The organism is Paenibacillus sp. fava2, from assembly GCF_058313675.1.
In genome coordinates this window covers 1,483,241-1,505,737 of the sequence record NZ_CM177755.1, presented here as the reverse complement: position 1 = coordinate 1,505,737, position 22,497 = coordinate 1,483,241, and the positions used below count along the sequence as shown (strand labels likewise).

Here is a 22,497-nt window from a genome sequence, read left to right as displayed (position 1 = left end):
GAATGAGCATGATTTGTCCGGAGGCTGAGCCGCCTCCCGGGTAACAAAGCAGATAGTTATACTTCGTGCAGCTATATCGCCTGTTTCATGGTTGTTGTACAGAATAACTGCACTTTGTGCACTAGACATGCATACAAACTTACATGAGAGCTAAATTAAACCAAAAGTAATAATTTTACAGTTAGTTTTATAGACTCAATGAAAAAAGAACAGTGGCGTCTTAAAACGTAGGGTTGGTTACCAATAAATGGTATATTATGTTTGTTATCTGAGAATTATCTTTACCGTCGCTCGTTTCTCTTTCGTTTGTTCTGGAGTTTCTGCGGGCTTAGGGATCTTTTGCCGACCTTTAGAACGACGAGTCGGTTCACGATTCAGCGCTTCAATAAATACATCCCAGTCTTTCATGGCGTAATACCTCATCTTTCGCAGCATGCTCCATACACTTAGGGTGGACTGCACTTCTAAATGGATGAGCTGACAAAGTAGCGCCGTAATGATTCCGATGTAACATTGGACCCATACTGCGTGGGGGTGGTGATTATGGAACGTTACGGTGGCCAGATGCTGCTTGATCCATTTAAAAAACAGCTCAATTTGCCAGCGACAGCGATAAATTTCACCAACGTCTTCGGCTGAAAGATCCTGACGATTTGTGATGACCTCGTAGATTTTTCCATGCTTATCTTGGAATTGTACAAGGCGAACGCAAAACGTTTGGCCCGATTTTTTATCCAGAATCTCAACGTCAGCGTCCCGAGTAATATTGCTGCTACCCGAAAGGGGATGTTCGGTCAGCACGGTGTACTTTGTTTTTGCACGGATCCGGGCTACAAAAAGCACCGTCCCTTCCGACCATTCTCTGAAGTTTCCATAATGCACATAGCCACGGTCGAAAATGTAGGTGAATTCTCCAGGCACAACCAGATATTTGACCGCTTGTTGATCCGATACACCGATAGTGGAAAGGACAATCTCATCCGGAAAATGACACCCTGCTTCCAGCGAAAGCAGCCGCGTATGGATTTTGATACCCTTGGTCTTATTTTGATAAAACGCCCAATCGCCGAGTATTTTGGGTAGCGAAAGGCTCGTTGAATCGACGGGTGCTAACTTTCCAAGATGCTTGATGCCCTTGGCTTCCGCTTTTCGCAATTTTAATTCCTGAACAAGATCGGTAAACAACCACTCGAGATAAGCAAGAGGGATGGTGCCGAGCTTGCGGTTCAAGGTCGATTCGTGAATGGTCGTGAGTCCGGTAATGTCCTGAAGCTCTGCATTCGTTTCCAAATGGAGCACAATGTCGGAAAGAGTCCGCCTCTGCTGCAACTGAGCTTCTACAAAAAGGGTAATCGCGGCCCCAACGGTAAGTTTTTTCGAATAATGATCTGCGAATGGACAACGAAAAGAATGTAACATTAAATGCTGTAAGTACTTGCGTAAAACTGAATTTTGCGATATGTTACCCATGGATTAGCTCCTTTTGTGGAGAGATGTGGGTAACCTGCCTACTCTCTCTACATTAGGGCTTTTTTCATTTTTCACCAGAGTAAACTCATCTTTTTTATCCATAATTAGCTAACTATTTCAAAAAAATTTATGTTAGGTTTGCCGCATGTCTAGTGCACTTTGTGCAGTTATTTTTGCATTTTTCCGGTAAATATCGCGAAATCAGCAAATATAGTTGCACAAACTGCAGTTATTCTCTCATTTCCCCGATAATCCGTCGAAATAAGTGTACAAAGTGCAGCTATCCGGTTAAGTCAGCTTAGGTTATACTTTATACTGCGCTTAATTCACAAAAAAAGGGGGTGTCCCGGCAGCATTAACTGCCGGGGCTCCCCTTTACTTATAACCCGCCGTTCCCCGTCCCCGGCTTAGATGAACCCGCCGGGCTCCAGCAGCGGCGCCGTCCGTCTCATAGACAGCCTTCAGCATCAGGAAGTCGCCGAGTCCGGCCAGAGCTCCGAGCGTTCAGCCTTCTCCTCTCCCATGCTTTGACGATTGGCGCGCAGCCGTCCGCCTGCACCGCCACCAGCCGCGGCAGCCGGCCCTGCATCCAGCCGATTTCCTTCAGTTCCTGCAGCGCTTTAGCGGTTTGCCAAATTTCATATAGCATTGCCGCAGCCTCTCCTTATATTCATGCCGCCAGCTGGAACATTTCCGCTCTCTTTTGCGTCATGATACAATAAACAGAAAAACGTAAGAAGGTGCGTCCTTGTTCCACCCCACTGTTTTTGACAACATCAAGATTGCCTTTGAAAACCAGCTGTACGACTATGATAATCTCGACGGCATCCTGATGATTACCGATCGCACCGACATGCTCAACCTGGCCGTAATGTCCCGAGAATTCACACTTGCTTTCAAGCTTACGGACGGATTCAAGGTGACCTCCGAGGTCGTCCTCCTCTCCTCCGTGAAGGAGCTCAGCGATGAAATCCTGGAAACACCGGGCAGCAATCCCGGCTGCAGCCTGCTGCTCAGATTTTATATGGAAGTTACCGACCCTCCCCTCCAGTGCCCCGCGGTTGAACGCATTCTGACCGGCATTTGGGGGCCTGAGCTGAAGCCCGAGCAATCACTCAGCTTCCGCTATGGCGGAGAAGAACAGATTTACAACAACTGCATCCAGCTCACCTTCAAACGGCAGATCACTGAGGAGCAGATGGAGGATATTCCAAACCTGCTGGCCCATCTGCTGCAGAGTGCGGAAGAGCTGGAGAACGTATAAATGGACAACGGGGTGAACCGGCTATGAGATTTTTGCCAACCGCCAAAAGCAACACCTGGTTTCGCTGGATGGCCGTCTACGGCCTTCTGTTCTGGGCAGTACTGCTTATTTACCGCTTTGCGGCGCTCGCCGAGCCTTTTGATCTGATGATTGCCCTGCGCTTCGGCCTGCTTGCACTGGTGGTGTCCGTTCTAATCAATCTGCTTGGCTGGCTTGGAGGCAGGCTGGTCTGGTACCTGTCCACGGCCGGACTGATCACCGGACTGGTTCTGATGTTGAGCTATACGTACAGGGATATGTCCGGCTGGGAGGATCTCGCGGGCTTTCTCACCTTCGTAATGTTCACACTGGGCGGTTTTGCGCTGGGGCTGGCCGCAGAAGGGGTCTATTTCCTGATTAAGCGCAGGCGTCAAAGTTAGAGCAGCAGGCTTTTTAACGTAACCGTAATGGCAGGGGCTTCTATTTAAGAGGAATCCAAGATGAGGTGACCCGAATGTCCACATCCCTTTTGACCAAAAAAGCGCTGGCCTGCTCCCTGAAGCAGCTGATGGAGCATACGCCGCTGAACAAAATTACAGTCAAGCTTCTGGTGGAAGACTGCGGATTGAACCGCCAGACCTTTTATTATCATTTTCAGGATATTTTTGAGCTGCTCGGCTGGATTTATCAGACAGAGGCGGTGGAGAGCATTGCCCGGTACCGCAGCTACAGCACATGGACGGACGGCTTTTACAGAATCTTTTGCTATATCGAGAACAACAAAACCTTCTGCTGCAACACGCTGGATTCTCTCGGCAGAAGTCATCTGGATACGTACCTGTATGAGGTGACGAGCGATCTCGTTATGGGTGTCCTTCAGGAGCTGTCAGCCGGGATGGAGGTCAGCGGTGAGGACAAGGCGTTTATCGCCAATTTTTACACTCTCGCCTTCACCGGACTCATTATCCAATGGATGCGCAGCGGAATGAAGGAGCAGCCGAAGCACATGATTGAACAGCTCAGCGTAATGATCGAAGGAAATTTTACACAAGCGCTGCATAAATACGAGAAAAAACCGGTACAGCCTTAGGCCGTCCGGTTTTTTTCAGATACCCGCCGTTATTTCTCCCACAGCTCGACCAGCCGGCCGTCAGGGTCCTCTATCCAGATAAATTGGCCGTATTCACTGTTCTGCTTCTCCCTTGCAAGGGGTACGCCCAGATGCTCAAGATGTCTGATCGTCTCATCCAGATTATCCACCTCGAAATTCAGCATCACCTGCTGCTCCGCCGGAAAATAACCATCATCTCCGGAAAATAGCGAAAAAGCCGTCTCATTTCCCGCCTGCGGTCTGATTACAGTCCCGTTCCATTCTCCGATATCCAGCAGCAGCACATCACTGTACCATTTTTTTGCAGCCTCAAGATTGCCGGTTCTCCAGAATATTCCGCCAAAACCTTTGATCATACCCTCAGCTCCTGTCTTCGGATGTATAGCATGTCCCCTCATAATATTCGCATTGCAAATAAAATCTCCTTTACCGGCTGTATATTGTTGTCAAAAAACTAGACACTTTATGCCAAATGACCAAAATCCGGACACTCCGGCAGTTTTGATTATACCTTCTGTTCCGCGCTTGGATTACATTAGGGGCAGAAAGTGAACAGCATTTCAGAACCTTATGGAGGCGACCTTTGTGGCAGAAGAATACGGTAACCGGCAGGTTTATTTTGTAGGCGGCGGCATTGCATCCCTTGCGGGTGCGGTTTATCTGGTCAGGGACTGTGATTTTCCGGGAGCAAACATTCATGTTATTGAAGAAATGCATATTCTTGGCGGCAGTAATGACGGCGCAGGGGATGTAGAGCAAGGTTATGTCATCCGCGGCGGGCGGATGCTTAACGATGAGGCGTATGAGAATCTGTGGGAGCTGCTGAGCACCATTCCCTCTATCGACCATCCGGGACAATCGGTGCGCGAGGAAATCATCGCCTTCGACACCGCCAACCCGACCCATTCCAATGCCCGGCTGATCGGCCGCAGCGGTGAGGTTCAGGATGTGCTGTCGATGGGCTTCGATATGGCCGACCGGCTCGCAATGGGCAAGCTGATCATTACGCCGGAGGAAGCGATGGGCAAGGCGCGGATTAATGACTGGTTCGGGCCGCACTTTTTCACGACGAATTTCTGGTACATGTGGGCGACCACCTTCGCCTTTCAGCCTTGGCACAGTGCCGTTGAGTTCAAACGGTACATGCTCCGCTTCATGCATGAATTTCCGCGGATTCAGACACTTGAGGGGGTAACCCGCACACCGTACAACCAGTATGATTCCATTATTCTGCCGCTGCAAAAGTATCTGGAGCCCCGCGGCGTGGACTTTTCGCTGAAATGCACCGTTACCGATCTGCAGTTTAAGGACGGTGACGGTATTACGGTTACAGGCATGAATGTGACGCGCATGGGCGTAGAGGAGCTGATTGAGGTAAAAGATGGCGACCTCGTTATCGTCACAAACGGCTCTATGACTGAAAGTGCAAGCCTTGGCTCCATGACCTCGGCTCCTGAACTGAACGGCAAGGGCAGCTCCTGGAAGCTGTGGGAGAACATCGCCGGCAAAAAGCCAGGGCTTGGTAATCCCTCTCCGTTCGCGGATTATGTGGATGAATCGAAGTGGGAGTCGTTCACCGTCACCTTCCAGGATTCCGTCTTCTTCGACCTGATGGAGAAATTCACCCGCAACCGGGCCGGCACAGGTGCACTTGTCACCTTCAAGGATTCGAGCTGGTTCATGTCGGTTGTGCTGGCCTTCCAGCCGCATTTCCGCAATCAGCCGGAGCATGTTAAGGTGTTCTGGGGCTACGGCTTGTATCCGGACAAAGTCGGCGATTTCGTTAACAAAAGAATGTGCGACTGTACCGGGGAAGAGATCATGCAGGAGCTGATCGGCCATCTGCATTTTGAGGCGCACCGGGACGAGATCATGGCGACAGCCAACTGCATCCCGTGTATGATGCCGTACATCACCTCGCAGTTCATGCCTCGGCTTGGCACCGACCGCCCGAAGGTTGTTCCGGACGGCTCGACCAACCTGGCGTTCATCAGCCAGTTCTGCGAAATTCCGGACGATGTCGTGTTCACCGAGGAGTATTCCGTACGCGCTGCGCGGATCGCCGTTTACACCCTGCTCGGCATTAACCGTCCGGTGGAGCCGATTCACCAGTACCATTACGATGTACGGACGCTGTTCGCGAGCTTTGTAACTTCGTTCAGGTAGAGGACCGGGGGCCGCGGCGGGGTTGCCGCTGGCCGCGGCGGGGTTGCCGCTGGTCGCTGCGGGGTTGCCGCAGATCGCTGCGGGGTTGCCGCAGATCGCTGCGGGGTTGCCGCAGATCGCTGCGGGGTTGCCGCAGATCACTGCGGGGTTGCCGCAGATCGCTGCGGGGTTGCCGCAGATCGCTGCGGGGTTGCCGCAGATCGCTGCGGGGTTGCAACAAAAAACGCCAGATCTCCATTGCCGGAGATCTGGCGTTTTTATTGTGTAAGCTATGCGGTGGCTGTGCGTACCTTAACTATTGTACCGGCTATGCCTCATTTTACCCGTGTGCTCCAGTTGCCCCTGAGCCCAGTTTATAGGGCTGCTCTCCGGGTTGACTGCCTGCGCTCCAGTCGTCTGGTTATGCTCAGCCCCGCTGTTCAGTACTCCTGTTTCCTCCACGTTCGGCGGTATAACAATACTGCACAGGAACAAGGCTAACTAAGCCAATAGGTAATTCTAACGGACCGTATTGCTCTTATTAAGCCGATATCCGCCTGTTTACCACGCTAACGGACTCAGATGCTCTTATATGCCGAAAATCACGCGTAATCTCAGATCACGGGGGCCAATAACGTCATCTGAGTCCGTTAGAATCCATAGTTACTGGATAGAGACATGATAACGTCCCTGGTGTCCGTTAGCCGGATCCGACTGGCTCAGAACAACCATACTCAGCATTCCCCGACCGATTTCAGTAATCCGAGGAGCTTCAGTCCCCCCGCGGGTTCAGCAACCTCTGCAGGTTCAGTAACCCCCGCAGGTTCAGCAACCTCTGCGGGTTCGGTAACCCCTGCAGGTTCAGTAACCTCCGTAGGTTCAGTGCCCCTGCAGGTTCAGTAACCTCCGCAGGTTCAGTAACCTCCGCAGGTTCTGTAACTCCCGCGGATTAAGCAATCAGATGCTGCAGGAGCCGTCATCGCAGCCTTCGCCGTCCGGAGCCTGGGATTTGGGCTGGCCGACAACCTGCAGTGCAGGCTTGCTCTGCTCTTCTGCCCAGACAGTGTCGAGCACCTCTGTAAATACCGGGCCGGGCTGTGCACCGGATACGGCATATTTATTATTGAAGACAAAGAACGGCACGCCGGTCACATTCAGCTGCCGGGCCGCATCAATATCCTGATTCACTTCGGCAGTATAAGCATCGCTGTTCAGGACTGCCGATACCTCTTCAGTGTCGAGGCCCACTTCCGCAGCCAGTGAAGCCAGCACATCATGCTTGCCGATATTCACTGAATCGGTGAAGTACGCTTTTAGCAGACGTTCGGTCAGCTCTTTGTCTTTGCCTTTGGTAGCAGCATAATGACTAAGGCGGTGTCCGTCAAAAGTATTCGTAGGCACCAGCGTGTCAAAGTTAAACTGCAGTCCCACGCCCTGCGCCTGCTCGGCCAGCTGTGCATTCATCGCTTTAGCCTTATCGCGGGTCATTCCATACTTGGATGCTAGTATCTCATGAATGTCTCTGCTTTCATCCGTCCGTGCTGTAGGATCGAGCTGGAAGCTGCGGAATACAACCTCCACCTTGTCACGGTCCGGGAATTGGCTCAGCGCTTGCTCCAGCCGACTTTTGCCGATGTAGCAGAAAGGGCAGGCATAATCAGACCATACATCTATTCTCATTGTAAGTACCTCCTAATAATGTGCATGCTTAGTTAATGTACCCATAGGCATCCGGCCTGTTGCGTACACCATGATTTTAATAACAAATATTATGTCACTTACTATTATATAGTTATAAACCGAAAAACACAAACCTATTCTGCGGCTTTCGCGATGCACCGGGTTAATCAGTATCAAAGGAGCGTGAGCTTATAGAGGAATGGACTTTGCTTGACTGGGTAACCCGTTTGCTGGGAGTCCTCTTTGTCATTCGCGGCATCCGCTATACCCGAGGGACAACGGTAAAATACCACAATGGCTACGGAGGAAAAAGCACAACTTCAGCTCATACGAACCCCAGGCTAAGGAATATCGTGCGCGTGGCGGGAGCGGCCGGCATCATCTTGGGTCTGCTAATGCTCATTTATGGTGGGAGCGTGCTGGATCTCCTTTTTCCTTTTTTCTGAGCCCTCAATGTTAGTCCACACCTGCAAATTTCAGAAAATCTGCAAAAAAAGTACACGAAAGTGGTATATACGGCCTTCCCGGAGGGAATGTACACTTGGATTAACAAGAAAAACCGGAAGCATTTCTAAATCCAAGTCAAAAGGACGGTTCCAGCGTCCCGGAAGGAGCAGCAGCATGCATGATGTATCCATAGTCATTCCCACGCGCAACCGGATCAGCGATCTTACGCTGTGCATTGAATCCATCGGCAGGCAGACCGAGCTGGAGGATGTCTCCATTGAGCTGCTGATTGTCGATGACGGTGAGATCGCGGACAGTGCGCTTACGTATTTCCGCAAGGTGCTGGCCCAGATGCCGGATGCCGAGCTTCATTATTACCGCAAAACCAGACCGGGCGTCTGGCTCTCCCGCTATGAAGCGCTCGGGCTGATCGACGGCGAGATTGTGCTGAGCTTCGACGATGATGCCGAGCTGGACGACCCGCTCTATATCCGCCGGATGCTCGATACCTATGCATCCGATCCGTCCATTGTCGGCGTCGGCGGTATCGCCAAGGGCTTATCCAGCAGTGCATCCGGGAAGCTGCTTGGCAGGCTGACCTGTCAGATGTCCGGCTCGCCGGGCAGGCTGTCGGCAAGTACCCTTGCAGGCTCGCTGCTGCTCTGGGGGGAGACGGAAAATATTTTTGAAACCGACTTTTTCCACGGCTGCAATATGTCGTTCAAGCGGGAGTCACTGAAGGACATGAAGCCCTATCCATGGATGACCAGCTATGCCGTGGCCGATGACATTTACATGTGCCATTTGGCCAGCAAATACGGCAAGCTTGTGATCAATCCCGAGATGAAGATCACCCACCATGAGTCGCCAAGCTCGCGCGACAAAGCAGGGCGTGTAGCCCGGGCCACTGCGGTGAATCATTACTATCTGCTTAATCTGCGCAAAGCGCCGGCCAAAAATTACGCCGCCCTCCTCTGGACACTCACTTATCTGGCCGGCAAGTTTACACTGAAGCGCAATTTCAACGCCGTATCCGGCTATGCCAGCGGCATTTGGTTTGTCCTCAATCCACGAAAGAACAAATACAGGGAATACATGCTGGATTAGCAGGTGTTCAGCATGTACACCGGCTCCTCACCGGTGTACACCGCAAAGCTTAGCGGCAGCCCCGCCGCAATGCATCACCGTAAAGGAGCAAGGCAGCTTTTACATACCTCTGCGCTGAAGAGTCTTCCATGCTACCCCGCTTGCCTTCAAGAGGTAAGCCTGCTGAACGCCGCCTCCCCCACAGCTGCGCTGCCCGCAGCCATCCGCCGCTCCGCACACAAAAACTCCCGCACCGCCTTACCAGGCGTGCGGGAGTTTTTCATTTCATTCAGGCTGTCAGCTCTTGAGCCGGAGTCTTCGTCCGTTTGCCGTTCTGGCGCAGGAAATAGAAGAACGTCAGGCACAGGAATACTACGGCATAGCTCAGCAGATATACGATCTGCTCGCGCATCAGGGCGTAATCGCCGCTGGCAATGATTGCTTTGTAGCCGACGATGCTGTGGGTCATCGGCAGCCATGGATTCACCTTCTGCATCCACTGCGGAAGCAGCTCCAGCGGGAAGGTGCCGGCACTGGAGGTCAGCTGGAAGATCATCAGCACGATCGCCAGGAAGCGGCCCGGATTATCCAGCCAGGTAACGAGCGCCTGGACGATCATGGTAAAGGTGAAGCTGACAATCAGGGTGAACAGATAGAACAGCGGTACGCTTTGCACCTGCAGCTTCAAGCCATACAGAAGGACTGCATCAGCCAGCAGTGACTGCAGCACACTGACCATGATGAACATCAGCGTACGGCTGGCGAACCGGCCCATAGGCGAAGCATCCGGCACACTGGATTCCCGCAGGGAGAATACCGTTGTGAACACGAGAGCTCCCATAAAGAGCGCAAGCGATAAGAAATACGGGGCGATGCCCAGCCCGTAATGATCCAGCTTACGGTCGGTGTTCTCAACCAGCTTGACCGGTTCAGCGAACATGCTGACCGTGTCATCGCTGGAGTTGACGCTGGCGGTTTCCGTTGCCGCGTCGTTCAGCTTCTGGGCCAGCTCACCGCTGCCGCTGGCCAGCTTGCCGGAGCCGTCCTGCAGCTCGCCGGCACCGTCCGTCAGCTTGCCGGCGCCTTCGGACAGGCCGTCCACGCCTCCGGCCAGCTTAGTCAGCCCTTCAGCCAGCTGCGAAGCGCCCTGCTTCAGGGCCACCGCACCGTCAGCCAGCTTGCTGCTGCCGGAGGCCGCATCATTCAGCTTGTCGCCGAATGTGCCGAGGCCGGTGACCAGCTGCGTTCCGCCGCTGCTCAGGGCCGCAGCGCCGTCGTACAGCTGCTGCTGCGCTTCCGTCAGCTGCGTGCTGCCCGCCAGCAGCTGCTCCTGGCCGCTGTGCAGCTGCACGCTGCCGGCGGCCACCTGCTTGCTCGCAGCCAGCAGCTGCTGGAACTGCTCGCTGTCCTGCAGCTCCGGCGTCGCTGCGAGCATCTGCTCCAGCCCCGCCGCCACCTGCTCAGCGCCGGTAGCAAGCTGGCCGCTCGCCGCCTCGGAGGCTGTCAGCCCTGCGGTCAGCTTGCCGCTGCCGTCCTTGGCGCTCTCAAGCCCGGCGGCCAGCTGCGAAGCCCCGCTCTGCGACTTCTCAGCGCCTGCCTGCAGCTGCTGCTCCGCCTTGGAGAGCTGGCTGAGGCCGCTGGCCAGGTCGGCAGTTCCGGCTGTCAGCGTGCCTGTGCCTTTATTCAGGCTGCCTGCCCCTTTATAGAGCAGCTTCAGTCCGCTCTGCAGCTCGGTTGTGCCGCTGGACAGCTTGTTCAGGTTGGTCTTCAGGGTGGACAGGCCGTCTGTCAGCTTGTCCGCACCTTCCTGCAGCTCGCTTGCCCCGCTGCCGGCGTCTCCAAGCCCGGCGGCAATCGTATCGACTTGTTCGTACATGCTGCGGGTATAGGCCTCGGTAATTTTCGCGGACAGCTTCGATTTCAGCTTGTTCATCGCACTGTTGCCGATCTGTCCGGCGACAAAGTTATAATCGCTGTTCGGTTCAAAAATAATCTCCGACTGCACCGGCTTCTCCTGAGTCAGGGTAGTCGCATTTTGCGAAAAATCCGCCGGGATCGTAATGGTCATATAATAGCGGTTGTGCGCCATACCGTCTTCAGCTTCGGCCGCATCAACAAATTTCCAGTTGAAATCGGTGTTTGTTTTTAACTCGTCCACAAAATCATTGCCGACCTCCATCGTCTTGCCCTCGTACTGCGCCCCCTTATCCAGGTTGACTACAGCAACAGGAAGCTTGCCTGTATTGCCGTAAGGGTCCCAGGAGCCTTCAACGAGGAATCCGCTGTACAGCATCGGCAGGGCCGATACACCAAGCAGCGTAATCAGCAGCATCGGTTTCCCGAGCAGTATTTTCAAATCTTTCCAGAATACATTAATGGCTCTCACAGGGTTCACCTTCAATCTTCAATTTGTAAATGCATGAAAACTTTCATACCCATTCATAATTGTTGGAAAAAAATAGCCCTTCTCAGGCTAGGATGTTCAGCTTTACTTGAGAATACCGTTTGAAATAAACAGCATCATATGCTCCTTGATCCGGGTCTCGTCCAGCGGCTCATGGGCTTTGTTCCATTCCGTTGTAAGCGCCAGGTATAAGCGCAGAATCATAAACGCAGCCACACTGGAATCGCAGGGCTTGACTTCATCTCTGGTGATCGCCGTTTCAATCTGCTGCCGGAGAAAATCCAGCGCATAATCCTCCATCCGCTTTACCCCTTCCAGCGCCTGGACGGTACCGATGTCACGTACCTCCTGGGCCAGCTTCACGAACAGCTCATGATCGGAGCGGAACTCAAGGATCGAATCGAGCAGATTAAACAGCTTATGTGTAAAAGTGTCCTCCTCAGCGGCAATCCGGTTCATGACAGAGGTTAACTCCTGTGTGGCCTTGTCCAGAATTTCCTCAAACAGCTCTTCCTTGGTCTTGAAGAACGTATAGATGGTGCCTTTGCCGACGTTGGCAATCTTGGATACCTGCTCCATCGTGGTCGCCTTATAACCGAACTGCACAAAGGACTTGGTTGCCGCCTGAAGAATTAACGCTTTGCGGTCGATAGACATGACTTGGACTCCCTTCCTTCTGGAAAAACACCAGAATTGACTAAATTCATTTTTTGGTCATTCGGTCAATATGTAATTTACCATGTCTGCGGGAAGAAGACAACACCTTATTTAAAAATTTATTTATTCTTCATCTTAAATATCCAACTGTTTATCAATTAGCCTGTGCGATGTTATCTGTAAAATGTCATGAAATTAGTATCCATTGCCATTCTTTCTGGGGTATGATAAGAAGGATGTGATCTAGAAACTACATTTATGGATGGTGGAATATGTTTAAAAACAAAAAATCACTGCTTATTCTGGCCGGTCTGGTCATTATTGCGGCTGTCGTCATCTGGCTTGTCGTCGGCGGCAAAGGGGATGGCAGCGGCAATACCGCTGCAACCGAAACCCCGGGAGGCGCAACCGTAACCGAAGAAGGCGGCACCAAAGCGCTGGCGCAGACTTTTTATATCTATGATACCGTTGTAAACATCAAGATATTCGGCAACGATGCTACCCAGCAGAATATGGATGATATCCAGAGCATGCTGGAGCGGATGGATACCCAGTTCAGCCGGACGAAGGAAGACGGTGAATTGTATGCCGTGAACCAGGCTGCCGGCAAGGAAGCAGTAGCTGTATCCGACGAAACCATTGATATTGTAAAGCAATCCATTAAATATGCCGAAGATATGGACGGGCTGTATGAACCGACGATCGGGCCGCTGGTGGACCTGTGGGCGATCGGGGAAGGCGGCGAGCATGTGCCTGACCAGGCAGATATTGACGCGGCCAAGAGCCTGATTAATTATAAGGATATTATCATTGATGAATCAGCCAAGACCATCAAGCTCGCCAGAGAAGGCATGGTGCTGGATATGGGCGGAATCGGCAAAGGCTACGCCGCTGACCGGATTGCCGATTATCTGAAGGAGCAGGGACTGGACAGCGCGATGATTAATCTGGGCGGCAGCAGCATTATCGCCCTTGGCAACAAGCCTAACGGTTCCCAGTGGAATATCGGCCTGCAGGACCCGGACCAGAGCCGCGGCACGCAGCTGGGCACAATCAAAATCTCTGATGAGGTTATTGACGCTTCCGGGGTATACGAGCGTTACTTCATGCAGGACGGTGTCCGTTATCACCACATTCTGGACCCGCGTACCGGCTTCCCGTCCCAGAACGGGCTGAAGAGCATTACCATTATGAGTCCGAATGCAACAGATGCGGATGCCCTGTCCACCGGCGTATTCCTGATGGGCCTGGAGGAAGGCATGGCATATCTGGAATCACTTCCTGAAGATGTCGAGGCATTCTTTATTACCGATGACAACAAGATCTATGCTACGGCCGGTATCCGCGAACGGCTGCAGCTGACTGATCCGACGTATAGCTTCGCAGATTAACCTTATATTCTTACCATGCAAAAAGGAGGAGGCGCTCAGCCCCCTCCTTTTCTTTTCCTTCCCCCTAACCGTCGCTATCCTCTGCAAGCAATTCACCTGCCGCCGTGTCCGGATTCAGCCATAGCTCAATCAAATCGTGAGTGCTTTGCACATCTTCCTCATCCAAAATATAGTACCACTGATCCGTCCGCTTATCGGTTCCCTGGAGCATATGGCTGTTAATCTGCGGAGTGCCGCTTTCAAAGATAACCTCCTTCGCCAGATCCAGCATGAAATCTGCCCTCATATTTGTTTTGAAGTGATCTCCGGCAACCCCCATAATTTCTTTGATATTAGCGATATTACTTATATTTTTCATCCGCTGCAGAACTGCCTTCAGGAATATTCTCTGTCTTTCTGTCCGCTTGAAATCCGAATCCTCCCGATACCTTACATACATCAGGGCTTCCTTACCCGAATAAATAGGCTTATTAGGCTCAATGCGAAGCTTCTCATGCGCCGGGTTTTTGTTTTCGATCACCTTGGTGATAGGCAGTTCCACCCCTCCTATTGCATCAACCACCTCTACCAATCCGCTAAAATTAATCGTTGCATAATAATTTACCGGTGCATCCAGCAGATTCTCAACCGTATCCACACTCATTTGTGCTCCTCCGTACGAATGTGCTGCATTAATTTTCGTGTTTTTTCTTGCCCCTTTGATATCTTCTGCCCCGACAATTCTGGTGTAGGAGTCCCGCGGAATTGAAACGAACAGGACTTTATTATCTTTGGGCCGGACTACTGTATAAATAATGGAATCGGATAGCCCGTTCTCCTTCCCCCGCTGATCTGTGCCAAGCAGCAATAAAGCGAATGGCGGACTCTGCTCCAGCCTGGTTGAAGCCGCCTCCGACTCACCGTTGTTATTCTTGAGCGGAACATATGAATTTTTAAGTGTACCCCGAGCGGCCGGGGCAACCACATGGTCAAAACCGAACATCATTACTTCCTTGCGGAATATAAAGGACAGGCTTCCTGCAATAAAAATAAACGCCAGAACCGTGAGCCATGCCTTTCTTCTGCGCTTACTTTTCTTTTTGAGTTTGTTCCTGCCTGATCTTTGCAAGGGCGATGACGGGGCCGGGTTACTCTTTTTCATTGGTCAGCGAACCTTTCCTTGTTCTATAATTTTACTCTATTTTACAATTAATGACTCTGTTGAGGGTATGCTTTCTATCATGCTGTCAAAATTTTCTTACATGAAGTTAAGAGTAAAGTTCCAGAGGCATAGCGCCCGGAGCCCAAAACCTCGCTCTAAGTCCCCCCCCTTCCAAAACAGCAATATCTCCAAATTAAGAAATATAGCTTTAAGTGTAGTTTATACAATTAAAACACCTGTTTTTCACCGCATCTGCCGTTTAACTGCACTCTCTGCAACTAAAAAAGGGGATAATGCTGATTTTTGCTGTTTCGGGTTTATTTAGTTATACAAAATGCAGCTATATGATGAAAACGCTGATATCCGCTGGTTTTAATTGCAGAAAGTGCAGCTATATGGATTCATACCCAAGCCCAACAGAAAGGCCTCATATATAAGCTCAGGCTTAAAGTATTTATAGATAACACAAAAAAGCGCCGGAGCCCAGCCTCCGCCGCTTACTGTTATCTTTGTATTCCGCCAGCCCCTCAAATCAAGGGAAGTCTGCTGAACTCCTTGTAATCTGCAAAAATATAACTCGGCACATGCTCCGTACGCGGCTGTCTGCCGCGCGGGTTGTACCAGCATACTTTCCAGCCAGCCGACAATGCGCCTACCACATCGTTATCCCACGTGTCGCCGACATACAGCGAGTTGTCCGGGGTAGTTCCTGTAGTCTCATTGACATGCCTGAAAATCGCCGGGTCCGGCTTCGCCAGTCCGACCGCATCCGAAATGAAGATCATCTCCGGCGGAATCAGCTTGTCGATGCCGAGGCCCCGCAGCTTGTTCGTCTGATGCTCCTTCGGCCCGTTGGTGATAACCCCTACCTTATGACCGAGAGCCTGGAAGCGCCGGATCTGCTCCTCCACGCCGTCGATCATTTCAATGGTGTACTGCCGCCCGATATAGGCCGCCTGTACACGTTCCGCCTGCTCCCGGCTAAGCGCTATGCCATATTCGGCAAAAGCCAGCTCCAGCCGCAGCACCCGCGTCTCCTCCAGCTCAAGCTCACCGCTGAGATACTTCGGCCAGAGCAGATCGCTATGATGCCGTACCGTATAAAATAATTCCGCGTAATCCAGACTGCCCTCATCCGGCGCCAGCACCTCGCGCACTGCTTCACGGAACGGCACCAGATGGTCGTACAGCGTATCATCCAGATCAAAAAACACTGCTAATTTACTGCTGTTATCCACGCCTATTCTCCTTACTTGAAGCTATCATTTAAAAATAAGATCATACGTATAGAATTCCTCATCCCTAACGTACCCTTGAGCCTCATACAGGCGCTGTGCCCGGATATTATCCGTCATCGTGGTCAGCGTCAGCCCCTTGCTCCCCGTACTCCAAGCATACTCTCGCACACCTGCCAGCAGCAGCTTGCCCAGAGCCTGCCCGCGCAAATGCTCCGCTACATACAGATCGTTCAGCACCCACAGCCGCTGCATGGTCACCGACGAGAACGACGGATATAGCTGTGCAAAGCCGCCGGCCTGCCTGCTGCCATCCTTATCCGCTACAGCCATAAAAATGACCGACTCTTCTGCCTTAAGCCTATCCTGTATAAACTGCAAAGCTCCTGTGGGATCGGGCTGCTGCCCGTAATACACCCTGTACTCATTGAATAGCGGGGCAATCAGCTCCGCATCCTGCCAATTCGCCTGTTCCAAACGATAGGCTTCCATTCTGGTTCCCTCTTTTCGCCGCTGCGGCTTGTTATAATGGAATTCTAAAATAACCGCCGCAGCACTGCCATGGAGAGAATGACAGATCATTTGGACAAAAGCTCCGGCCCTCGGCTATTCCCTGGAGTCGTAGAAGACATGCCGGGCGCTGATCTTGCCGTTTTCAATATCCAGTATTCCAAAAGAATACTGCTTCTCGCGCCGCTTGTCGGTGGGCGAACCGGGATTGAACAGCAGGACGCCATTCTCCCTGCGCATCAGCGGCTGATGGGAATGGCCGAACAGGATGCAGTCCACCTCCTCACCTTCAAAGGCCAGCAGCGCGTTGCCGTCGGTTCCTTTGCGGGAGTACGGGGCATGCCCGTGGATCAGTCCGATCCGCACCCCGTCCAGGGTAACGATCTTCTGCTCTCCGAACCGGCGGATAATCTCCGGACCGTCGTTATTGCCGGCAATCCCCTCTACAGGAGCAAGCTCAGCCAGCAGGTCATAAATCTCCATAGCCACCCAGTCGCCAAGATGGAGAATCTGGTCGACATGGCGGAATTCCTCTACAAGCGCCTGTGGCAGTGCCTTGGCCGCCCGCGATAAATGGGTATCCGATACAACTCCTATTTTCATTGATTCAGCTCCTAATCTGCATAATCTGCATAAAAATCTTGTGAGTCTATCATGACTTCAGCGAATGCATATTTTCAGATTATTGTACGATTTGCAGCAGGCAGAAGCAAGTAAAGCGCTATCATCAGCAAAACAGGGACACCCTTTTCGCGAAAGGTATGCCCCTGTTGCACCAGCCTTAGCTCAACTTCAGTCCCGCCAGTTCCACAGCCGCACCTCACCGATCCGGATATGGCTGATCCAGGCATCCTCCTGCAGCCCCAGCAGCTCCTTGACCGGCCCTGTAACAACCACGCCGTATAGCTGGACCCCGTTCTTCTCAATATAACTTAACGATTCGTCCAAGTCTGAGAACAATCCTGCGTTACCAGACAGAAGTTTATATTCCTTCAGCAGCCGCAGCGTATCAAGAAAGTTCTTCTCACGGAGCCCGCTGCTGCCGTAAGCTTCAACGGAAGGTGAACTGGAGGAGCGGGAGGTTACACTGCTGAACCAGCCCCGCTTCTCTGTTGTAGTCGACTGTATGGTCATATCTTTAGCATGCCAGATCGGCTGATAAGGGAAGCCCAGCGGGCTGGTTACCACAGGGTTGTCTGTACTTAGGCCATCATCCACAGCAAACCATACGGGCAGCACATTCAGCGGCTCCAGCTTTTTCAGCAGCTCATCTGTGCTGTACAGCTGGTCGAGAGAAAGATAAGCCTCGGCCACCGTACCCTCCGGCAGCTTATCAAGACGCTCCCACTGCTCACTATCGTCAATACCCTGGGATTGGCCGTCCTGCGGATAAGTGAAAAATTGGCGGGAAGTACGCTCATCGGTCCAGTTATAGGTTCCGACTCCCCCAAGCCCGAACAGCATCCGGGTAGAGTAGCTGCCCGCATCGACCTGATCACTTCCGACCTGCTTCAGCAGTCTTCCTGAATAATTCATTCTGAAAAAAGTTTTGGCATTGGCATTTAAATGCACGACTGTATTGGGACTCGAAACTGCAATTGCTGAAGAGATGACATCCCCGTACGTTACTCCCCGGTCTCCGGTGCTGTAATAAATAGCCGTTATGATCGAGCTGATGACCGTAAAAGCCAGAAAGGCTGAAAGTACAGTCATGGCATTAGATATGCGCGCCTTCCACTTGCCCCTGCGGATAATCCGCTTCTCACTGGATGACGGCTTCTTTTTTTTTTTTAGCGGCGATTTGTCTCCGTCTTGTGCCGTCATCCGGCCGGACCTCCATGCAGCTTTCTGTGCAGACTGCTCCTCTTCCTGCTCCATCAGCTCATCCAGATAGCCCTGATAGGCCTCCAGCTTTTCCAGCTCCTGCTCCATTTCCGCCTGCTCTGTCTCTGGCAGGCTGCCTTCGCTGTATTTGCGCAGCCTTTCTTTAAACTCTTCACTCATGTCCGCTTCTCCTCCGCTCCTCTTCCCGCAGCTTCTGCCTCGCCCGGAAGATCAGTATTTTGTATTGCGGCAGGCTGACCTCCATGATGGCCGCTGCATCCTTATAAGCGATTCCGTGAAAATCATGCAGCAGCAGCGCATGGCGCTGCGCCTCCGGAAGCCTGCCGATGGAGTCAACCAGCGCTTCAATCCTCTGCCCGCGCATAAATACCTCTTCCGTTGTTTCGGGGTGCGGCAGCGTATTGAAGTAGCCTTCTTCTGTCGGGATGCTGCGGCGCGCTTTGCGCGTGTGATCAATAAAAGCATTGTAGGCCACCCGGAACAGCCAGGGCTTGATCCGCTCCTCCCGGCAATCCTCCAGATACAAATAGGCCCGGTAAAACGTCTCCTGTGTCAAATCCTCGGCGTGGTGGTGATTGCGGCAGAGGGCGTACAAATAACGGTAAATATCGTGAACATAACTCTGGTAGTGATGATCCAGCGAATCCGGCTTCATGCCCTCCCCCCTCAAACTAACCACGTTTCAGCAACCCAAAAGTTACAGATTTCCCCAAACAAATATCTCAACAATAAAAAGCCATGGCCGGCCGCTTAACCTTCAGCGGCCGTCATGGCTCAAACTATACAGCAGAGGTTCAGTAAAATCCGATCGTGGAGGAGGCATCCCGCAGCCACTCCCGCTTGCGGCCCTTATCCAGCTCGCCGCGCATGCCCCGGACAAGCTGCTCGACATCGGCGGTGCCGTTCTCATGCCACTCCAGTGCAGCGCTGACATACAGCTCACCGAGCTGGGTGAGCGAGAAGTCCGCGGTCAGGCGGGCAGCCAGGCTGACCCCTTCCTCACCGGCAAAAGCGGAGAAGCCGCGCAGCCGCAGAAACTCCAGCCGCAGCGCCTCATTCGGCATTTTGATCTCATAGGCCCGGTCGAAGCGCCCGGCGCGGTTCATGAGGCCGGGGTCGATTTTGTCCGGATAGTTGGTCGTTCCGATCAGAAAAATCCCTTCCTTGGAGGTCGCCCCGTCCAGTGTATTCAGGAAGAAGGAACGGACCTCCTGCGGCATCGAGTCAATATCCTCTATGACCAGCACCATCGGTGCAAGCCGGGCCGCAGCCTCAAACACCTCATTTACCGACTCGCTGCTGGTATACTCGGTAATCTGCCAGTACACTACAGGACCGGGCACACTGCCGGCGATGGATTTTACAAGCGTGGTCTTGCCGTTGCCGGGATGACCGTAGAGCAGAATGCCTCTTTTGTACGGGATATCATATTTGACATAAAAGCTGCGGTCCGCATCAAAAAACTGGTCCAGTGAACGGTAGATTTCTTTCTTGACGGCGGCATCCAGCACGACCTCCTCACGGGAGGCGGCCCGGGTAATCGGCTCATCCTCACGGCAGACCCCGTTACGGCGGTCGGTAAACACTGTCACCTTATTGATGTTCTGCTCCCGCTGCCGTCTGCGCACATTGCCGAGAAAAGCCTGCAGCTGCGCATCCGATGCGGCGAATACAAAATCCTGAAAATTAATGCCGTTTTCCTGGAATACAGGCACCCGGGCGAGCGCTACACCCATCGACGGATAGGCCAGTACATTATTGCGGATCGACAGATGAATATTGTACTCCGGCTGCTCCTTGTCATCGTCGTATACGAAGGTCCTGTCCTCCAGCCGGTCAAAAATCCGCGCAACATGCTCAACCTCCGGGTTGCCTGACTGCACATCATCCTGCAGCAGCTTCCAGTACTCACTGTTCGGATCATCGCTGGCGTACAGCTCATAGCGGACATTATAGCGTGTATACAGGGCTTCAAGAATACCGTCAACGAGCCGGGCATAGACGTCATAGCCCTTGATCAGACCGCCGGCACCTGCATCATAAGGAAAAACTACAGCCTGCTTCTCATACTCCTGCTTCATCCTATTTCGTCCCCTTTATCGCTGCGAGCGGCTTGCATTTGGCTACCACAGCAGCCAGGCCGGCGCCCGTAACGCTTTCTATGATCTCATCTACATTCTTATAGGCTTGAGGGGATTCGTCAATAATAGATTCCAGGGAATGCTGATTTACTACGATCTCATCCTCCCTGCCGACATTAAGCGAACGGGAAAATTCCTGGACCGACACCAGCCGTTTCGTGGCTGAGCGGGAACGGATGCGGCCTGCCCCGTGGCAGATGGAGTAGTAATTTTCTTCTCCGCCGCTCTGCCCGACCATGATGTACGACGCAGTTCCCATTGAGCCGGGAATGAGCGCAGGATGGCCGGTTGCGGCATAGACAGCCGGGTTATCCGGATGACCGGCCGGCAGAGCCCTGGTCGCCCCTTTGCGGTGTACAAACTTCGTGCCGGAGGACGTCTTTTCCTCCCAGGCATAGTTGTGCATCAGGTCGTACAGCGTCCGCAGCTCGCATTTGGTGCCGAACACATCACGGAAAGCTTCACGCACACCGTAAGCAATCAGGTGGCGGTTCACCACCGCATAATTCAGCGCGGAGTACATCAGATTGACGTAACGCTGGGCCTGCGGGTGGGCAAGCGGGGCATAAATCAGCCGCGGGTCGGCGCTCCCGAGTCCCAGCTGGCCCATGACCTTGGCAAAGGCCGGCGTACAGAACTGGTTCACCATCCCGCCCCAGGCCCGGGAGCCGGAGTGAATCATCACGGCAATCTGCCCGTCCTTCAGGCCCCAGGCTTCGGCTACGGCCCGCTGCTCCTCAGCAATTTCAATCGCCTGAATTTCTACGAAGTGATTCCCGCCGCCCAGTGTACCAAGCTGGCGGTGGCCGCGGTGCCAGGCCATATCCGGCAGCTCGTTCAGAATCTCCTCGTCAAAGCCGAGCCGCTTAATCTCGACATGCGACAGCGCGCTCGATTTCTTGGGCGTATAGCTGTCTGGCATATATTTGTTCGGCAGGCCCTGCAGGCCTTTGCGGACAATATTCTCCAGGCGGATATCACCATAATGGCCGCGCTGCTGCTGCTCCATCGGCAGGTATCTCTCGATCGCACGCACCAGCTTGCGGCGCAGCTTCACCTCGCGCAGATCATCCTTGTGCAGATTGGTCAGATGCACCCGCATGCCGCAGCCGATGTCGCTGCCCACGATGGACGGCGAGACATAGCCCGAGGCAGCGTCCCATACAGCAGTTGTCCCAATGCAGGTTCCGACACCTACATGTACATCGGGTGTATAACTCATATATTCAATACCGGGAATCTGCAGATTGTTATTGGCCATTTCAAGCACTTTATAATCCAGGGAGCCAAACAGCTGCTCGCTGGCATATACCTTGAGGTCGCCGCCGGGAAGAGCCACCTCATGTTTATAGCGGGGCTCATAGCCCGCTTGCTGATTAATGTTATTCATTTATATTTTCATTTCCTCTCAGGTTTAGATACAACAAAAAGAGCCGCAGATCAGTTTCTGATCATACGGCTCCAGGTAAGGCAGGATAGCTTGAGGCTCCGGGCTGCGCCGGCTCAAAGCATATCCTTATTTCGATTGAGACAGATGAGCACAACTGCGCATCATGTCTCCCGGACGAAGGCGCTGGGATCAGATGGTTCATATGCGGTTGTGATCTGGCTTAGCGGCAGTGTCTGTACATTTGTTCCAATCATGACCCGTCGGCCTCCCTTCTGTTCTTAGTAAACCCAATATAATCGGCGCTGGTGTAAATTGTCAACCCGACAGTCCGGTAAAAAATTATTTAAATTTGTGCCAATCCTGATTGCTGTTCTCCAAAAGATGGGCAAAATCGTTCTCCAGCCGCTTCTGCTCAGCCTTGCGCTGATCCTCTGCAGCTTTGCGTACAGCTTCCTTTTTATCCTGTTCTTCTGCCTTCAGCGCATCCGACTGCGCCTTCAGCTTGCTCAATACATCACTGCTCAGCAAGTCCTTGAGTGTAGCCGGAGCATCCGTCGCAGCGGGGCGCGGAGCGCCGGTATTCTGCTTCTTTTTGGCCATT

General features: G+C 52.7%; 21 protein-coding genes and 1 pseudogene. 7 read left to right on the top strand and 15 right to left on the bottom strand.

The window, feature by feature from the left end; all coding sequences use genetic code 11:
• Positions 1-264: 264 nt before the first annotated feature.
• Positions 265-1,470 carry an IS4 family transposase gene (locus tag AC4G46_RS06695; protein ID WP_491124640.1) on the bottom strand — a complete coding sequence of 402 codons (1,206 nt, stop codon included), beginning with the start codon at positions 1,468-1,470 and terminating at the stop codon, positions 265-267.
• A gap of 432 nt (positions 1,471-1,902) precedes the next feature.
• A pseudogene (locus AC4G46_RS06690) lies at positions 1,903-2,092 on the bottom strand (threonine synthase); the annotation flags it as partial.
• A 126-nt stretch (positions 2,093-2,218) separates the two neighbouring features.
• On the opposite strand from AC4G46_RS06690, the gene AC4G46_RS06685 reads away from it, so the two are divergent.
• The 3 genes from AC4G46_RS06685 (at position 2,219) to dhaS (ending at position 3,803) form a co-directional block, all read left to right on the top strand.
• Complete coding sequence (locus tag AC4G46_RS06685) at positions 2,219-2,734, top strand: hypothetical protein (protein ID WP_491127237.1); 516 nt, start codon at positions 2,219-2,221, stop codon at positions 2,732-2,734.
• A gap of 23 nt (positions 2,735-2,757) precedes the next feature.
• Positions 2,758-3,153, top strand: coding sequence for a hypothetical protein (locus tag AC4G46_RS06680; protein ID WP_491127236.1), 396 nt, complete (start codon positions 2,758-2,760; stop codon positions 3,151-3,153).
• A 74-nt stretch (positions 3,154-3,227) separates the two neighbouring features.
• Positions 3,228-3,803, top strand: coding sequence for a dihydroxyacetone kinase transcriptional activator DhaS (gene dhaS / locus AC4G46_RS06675; RefSeq protein WP_491127235.1), 576 nt, complete (start codon positions 3,228-3,230; stop codon positions 3,801-3,803).
• Positions 3,804-3,832: 29 nt separating this feature from the next.
• Here dhaS and AC4G46_RS06670 read toward each other — a convergent pair whose 3' ends face one another.
• On the bottom strand, positions 3,833-4,180 hold the full coding sequence (locus AC4G46_RS06670; protein ID WP_491127234.1) for a VOC family protein: 348 nt from the start codon (positions 4,178-4,180) through the stop codon (positions 3,833-3,835).
• Between the two features lie 229 nt (positions 4,181-4,409).
• Here AC4G46_RS06670 and AC4G46_RS06665 point away from each other — a divergent pair, with 229 nt between their 5' ends.
• Both AC4G46_RS06665 and AC4G46_RS06660 read left to right on the top strand, forming a co-directional pair.
• Positions 4,410-5,990: an oleate hydratase gene (locus AC4G46_RS06665; RefSeq protein ID WP_491127233.1), complete on the top strand. Its 1,581-nt coding sequence runs from the start codon at positions 4,410-4,412 to the stop codon at positions 5,988-5,990.
• Between the two features lie 22 nt (positions 5,991-6,012).
• Positions 6,013-6,258, top strand: a complete 246-nt coding sequence (locus AC4G46_RS06660; RefSeq protein WP_491127232.1) for a hypothetical protein — start codon at positions 6,013-6,015, stop codon at positions 6,256-6,258.
• Positions 6,259-6,926: 668 nt separating this feature from the next.
• On the opposite strand, the gene AC4G46_RS06655 is transcribed toward AC4G46_RS06660, so the two are convergent.
• The gene (locus AC4G46_RS06655; protein WP_491127231.1) at positions 6,927-7,649 is read right to left on the bottom strand and encodes a DsbA family oxidoreductase; all 723 of its coding nucleotides are present in this window, start codon (positions 7,647-7,649) and stop codon (positions 6,927-6,929) included.
• Positions 7,650-8,270: 621 nt separating this feature from the next.
• Here AC4G46_RS06655 and AC4G46_RS06650 point away from each other — a divergent pair.
• Positions 8,271-9,203, top strand: a complete 933-nt coding sequence (locus AC4G46_RS06650; RefSeq protein WP_491127230.1) for a glycosyltransferase family A protein — start codon at positions 8,271-8,273, stop codon at positions 9,201-9,203.
• 268 nt (positions 9,204-9,471) lie between these two features.
• Here the strand turns inward: AC4G46_RS06650 and AC4G46_RS06645 are convergent, their stop codons facing one another.
• Together AC4G46_RS06645 and AC4G46_RS06640 are read right to left on the bottom strand one after the other, a co-directional pair.
• A complete protein-coding gene (locus AC4G46_RS06645) occupies positions 9,472-11,568 on the bottom strand; it encodes a YhgE/Pip family protein (protein WP_491127229.1) in 2,097 nt (698 codons plus the stop codon).
• A 102-nt stretch (positions 11,569-11,670) separates the two neighbouring features.
• A complete protein-coding gene (locus AC4G46_RS06640; RefSeq protein ID WP_068721049.1) occupies positions 11,671-12,243 on the bottom strand; it encodes a TetR/AcrR family transcriptional regulator in 573 nt (190 codons plus the stop codon).
• A 272-nt stretch (positions 12,244-12,515) separates the two neighbouring features.
• On the opposite strand from AC4G46_RS06640, the gene AC4G46_RS06635 reads away from it, so the two are divergent.
• Entirely contained in the window at positions 12,516-13,634 is a 1,119-nt protein-coding gene (locus tag AC4G46_RS06635) for an FAD:protein FMN transferase (protein WP_491127228.1), read from the top strand.
• Positions 13,635-13,698: 64 nt separating this feature from the next.
• Here AC4G46_RS06635 and AC4G46_RS06630 read toward each other — a convergent pair whose 3' ends face one another.
• From AC4G46_RS06630 to AC4G46_RS06590, 9 genes are all read right to left on the bottom strand, one after another.
• Positions 13,699-14,775: an LCP family protein gene (locus tag AC4G46_RS06630; protein WP_491127227.1), complete on the bottom strand. Its 1,077-nt coding sequence runs from the start codon at positions 14,773-14,775 to the stop codon at positions 13,699-13,701.
• A 527-nt stretch (positions 14,776-15,302) separates the two neighbouring features.
• Positions 15,303-16,013, bottom strand: coding sequence for an HAD family hydrolase (locus tag AC4G46_RS06625; protein WP_491127226.1), 711 nt, complete (start codon positions 16,011-16,013; stop codon positions 15,303-15,305).
• A 24-nt stretch (positions 16,014-16,037) separates the two neighbouring features.
• The gene (locus tag AC4G46_RS06620) at positions 16,038-16,592 is read right to left on the bottom strand and encodes a GNAT family N-acetyltransferase (RefSeq protein WP_491127225.1); all 555 of its coding nucleotides are present in this window, start codon (positions 16,590-16,592) and stop codon (positions 16,038-16,040) included.
• A 24-nt stretch (positions 16,593-16,616) separates the two neighbouring features.
• Complete coding sequence (locus AC4G46_RS06615; protein WP_491127224.1) at positions 16,617-17,123, bottom strand: metallophosphoesterase family protein; 507 nt, start codon at positions 17,121-17,123, stop codon at positions 16,617-16,619.
• A gap of 189 nt (positions 17,124-17,312) precedes the next feature.
• Positions 17,313-18,524: an anti-sigma factor gene (locus AC4G46_RS06610; protein ID WP_491127223.1), complete on the bottom strand. Its 1,212-nt coding sequence runs from the start codon at positions 18,522-18,524 to the stop codon at positions 17,313-17,315.
• Positions 18,517-19,020 (bottom strand): sigma-70 family RNA polymerase sigma factor, encoded by a 504-nt coding sequence (locus tag AC4G46_RS06605; RefSeq protein ID WP_491127222.1) that lies wholly within the window; start codon positions 19,018-19,020, stop codon positions 18,517-18,519. The genes AC4G46_RS06610 and AC4G46_RS06605 overlap by 8 nt, the downstream gene beginning before the upstream one ends.
• A 139-nt stretch (positions 19,021-19,159) precedes the next feature.
• Positions 19,160-20,446: an ATP-binding protein gene (locus AC4G46_RS06600; protein WP_491127221.1), complete on the bottom strand. Its 1,287-nt coding sequence runs from the start codon at positions 20,444-20,446 to the stop codon at positions 19,160-19,162.
• 1 nt (position 20,447) lies between these two features.
• Positions 20,448-21,896 (bottom strand): RtcB family protein, encoded by a 1,449-nt coding sequence (locus tag AC4G46_RS06595; protein WP_491127220.1) that lies wholly within the window; start codon positions 21,894-21,896, stop codon positions 20,448-20,450.
• Positions 21,897-22,235: 339 nt separating this feature from the next.
• Positions 22,236-22,496 (bottom strand): YqkE family protein, encoded by a 261-nt coding sequence (locus AC4G46_RS06590; RefSeq protein ID WP_491127219.1) that lies wholly within the window; start codon positions 22,494-22,496, stop codon positions 22,236-22,238.
• Position 22,497: the final 1 nt, after the last annotated feature.

Bases quoted from the DNA above. Each gene is read 5' to 3' on its own strand.
- AC4G46_RS06635 (WP_491127228.1), top strand. From the start codon at position 12,516: ATGTTTAAAAACAAAAAATCACTGCTTATTCTGGCCGGTCTGGTCATT.
- AC4G46_RS06605 (WP_491127222.1), bottom strand. From the start codon at position 19,020: ATGAAGCCGGATTCGCTGGATCATCACTACCAGAGTTATGTTCACGAT.
- AC4G46_RS06695 (WP_491124640.1), bottom strand. From the start codon at position 1,470: ATGGGTAACATATCGCAAAATTCAGTTTTACGCAAGTACTTACAGCAT.
- AC4G46_RS06615 (WP_491127224.1), bottom strand. From the start codon at position 17,123: ATGAAAATAGGAGTTGTATCGGATACCCATTTATCGCGGGCGGCCAAG.
- AC4G46_RS06595 (WP_491127220.1), bottom strand. From the start codon at position 21,896: ATGAATAACATTAATCAGCAAGCGGGCTATGAGCCCCGCTATAAACAT.
- AC4G46_RS06640 (WP_068721049.1), bottom strand. From the start codon at position 12,243: ATGTCTATCGACCGCAAAGCGTTAATTCTTCAGGCGGCAACCAAGTCC.
- AC4G46_RS06680 (WP_491127236.1), top strand. From the start codon at position 2,758: ATGAGATTTTTGCCAACCGCCAAAAGCAACACCTGGTTTCGCTGGATG.
- AC4G46_RS06590 (WP_491127219.1), bottom strand. From the start codon at position 22,496: ATGGCCAAAAAGAAGCAGAATACCGGCGCTCCGCGCCCCGCTGCGACG.
- AC4G46_RS06630 (WP_491127227.1), bottom strand. From the start codon at position 14,775: ATGAAAAAGAGTAACCCGGCCCCGTCATCGCCCTTGCAAAGATCAGGC.
- AC4G46_RS06655 (WP_491127231.1), bottom strand. From the start codon at position 7,649: ATGAGAATAGATGTATGGTCTGATTATGCCTGCCCTTTCTGCTACATC.
- AC4G46_RS06600 (WP_491127221.1), bottom strand. From the start codon at position 20,446: ATGAAGCAGGAGTATGAGAAGCAGGCTGTAGTTTTTCCTTATGATGCA.
- AC4G46_RS06650 (WP_491127230.1), top strand. From the start codon at position 8,271: ATGCATGATGTATCCATAGTCATTCCCACGCGCAACCGGATCAGCGAT.
- AC4G46_RS06670 (WP_491127234.1), bottom strand. From the start codon at position 4,180: ATGATCAAAGGTTTTGGCGGAATATTCTGGAGAACCGGCAATCTTGAG.
- AC4G46_RS06620 (WP_491127225.1), bottom strand. From the start codon at position 16,592: ATGATCTGTCATTCTCTCCATGGCAGTGCTGCGGCGGTTATTTTAGAA.
- dhaS (WP_491127235.1), top strand. From the start codon at position 3,228: ATGTCCACATCCCTTTTGACCAAAAAAGCGCTGGCCTGCTCCCTGAAG.
- AC4G46_RS06610 (WP_491127223.1), bottom strand. From the start codon at position 18,524: ATGAGTGAAGAGTTTAAAGAAAGGCTGCGCAAATACAGCGAAGGCAGC.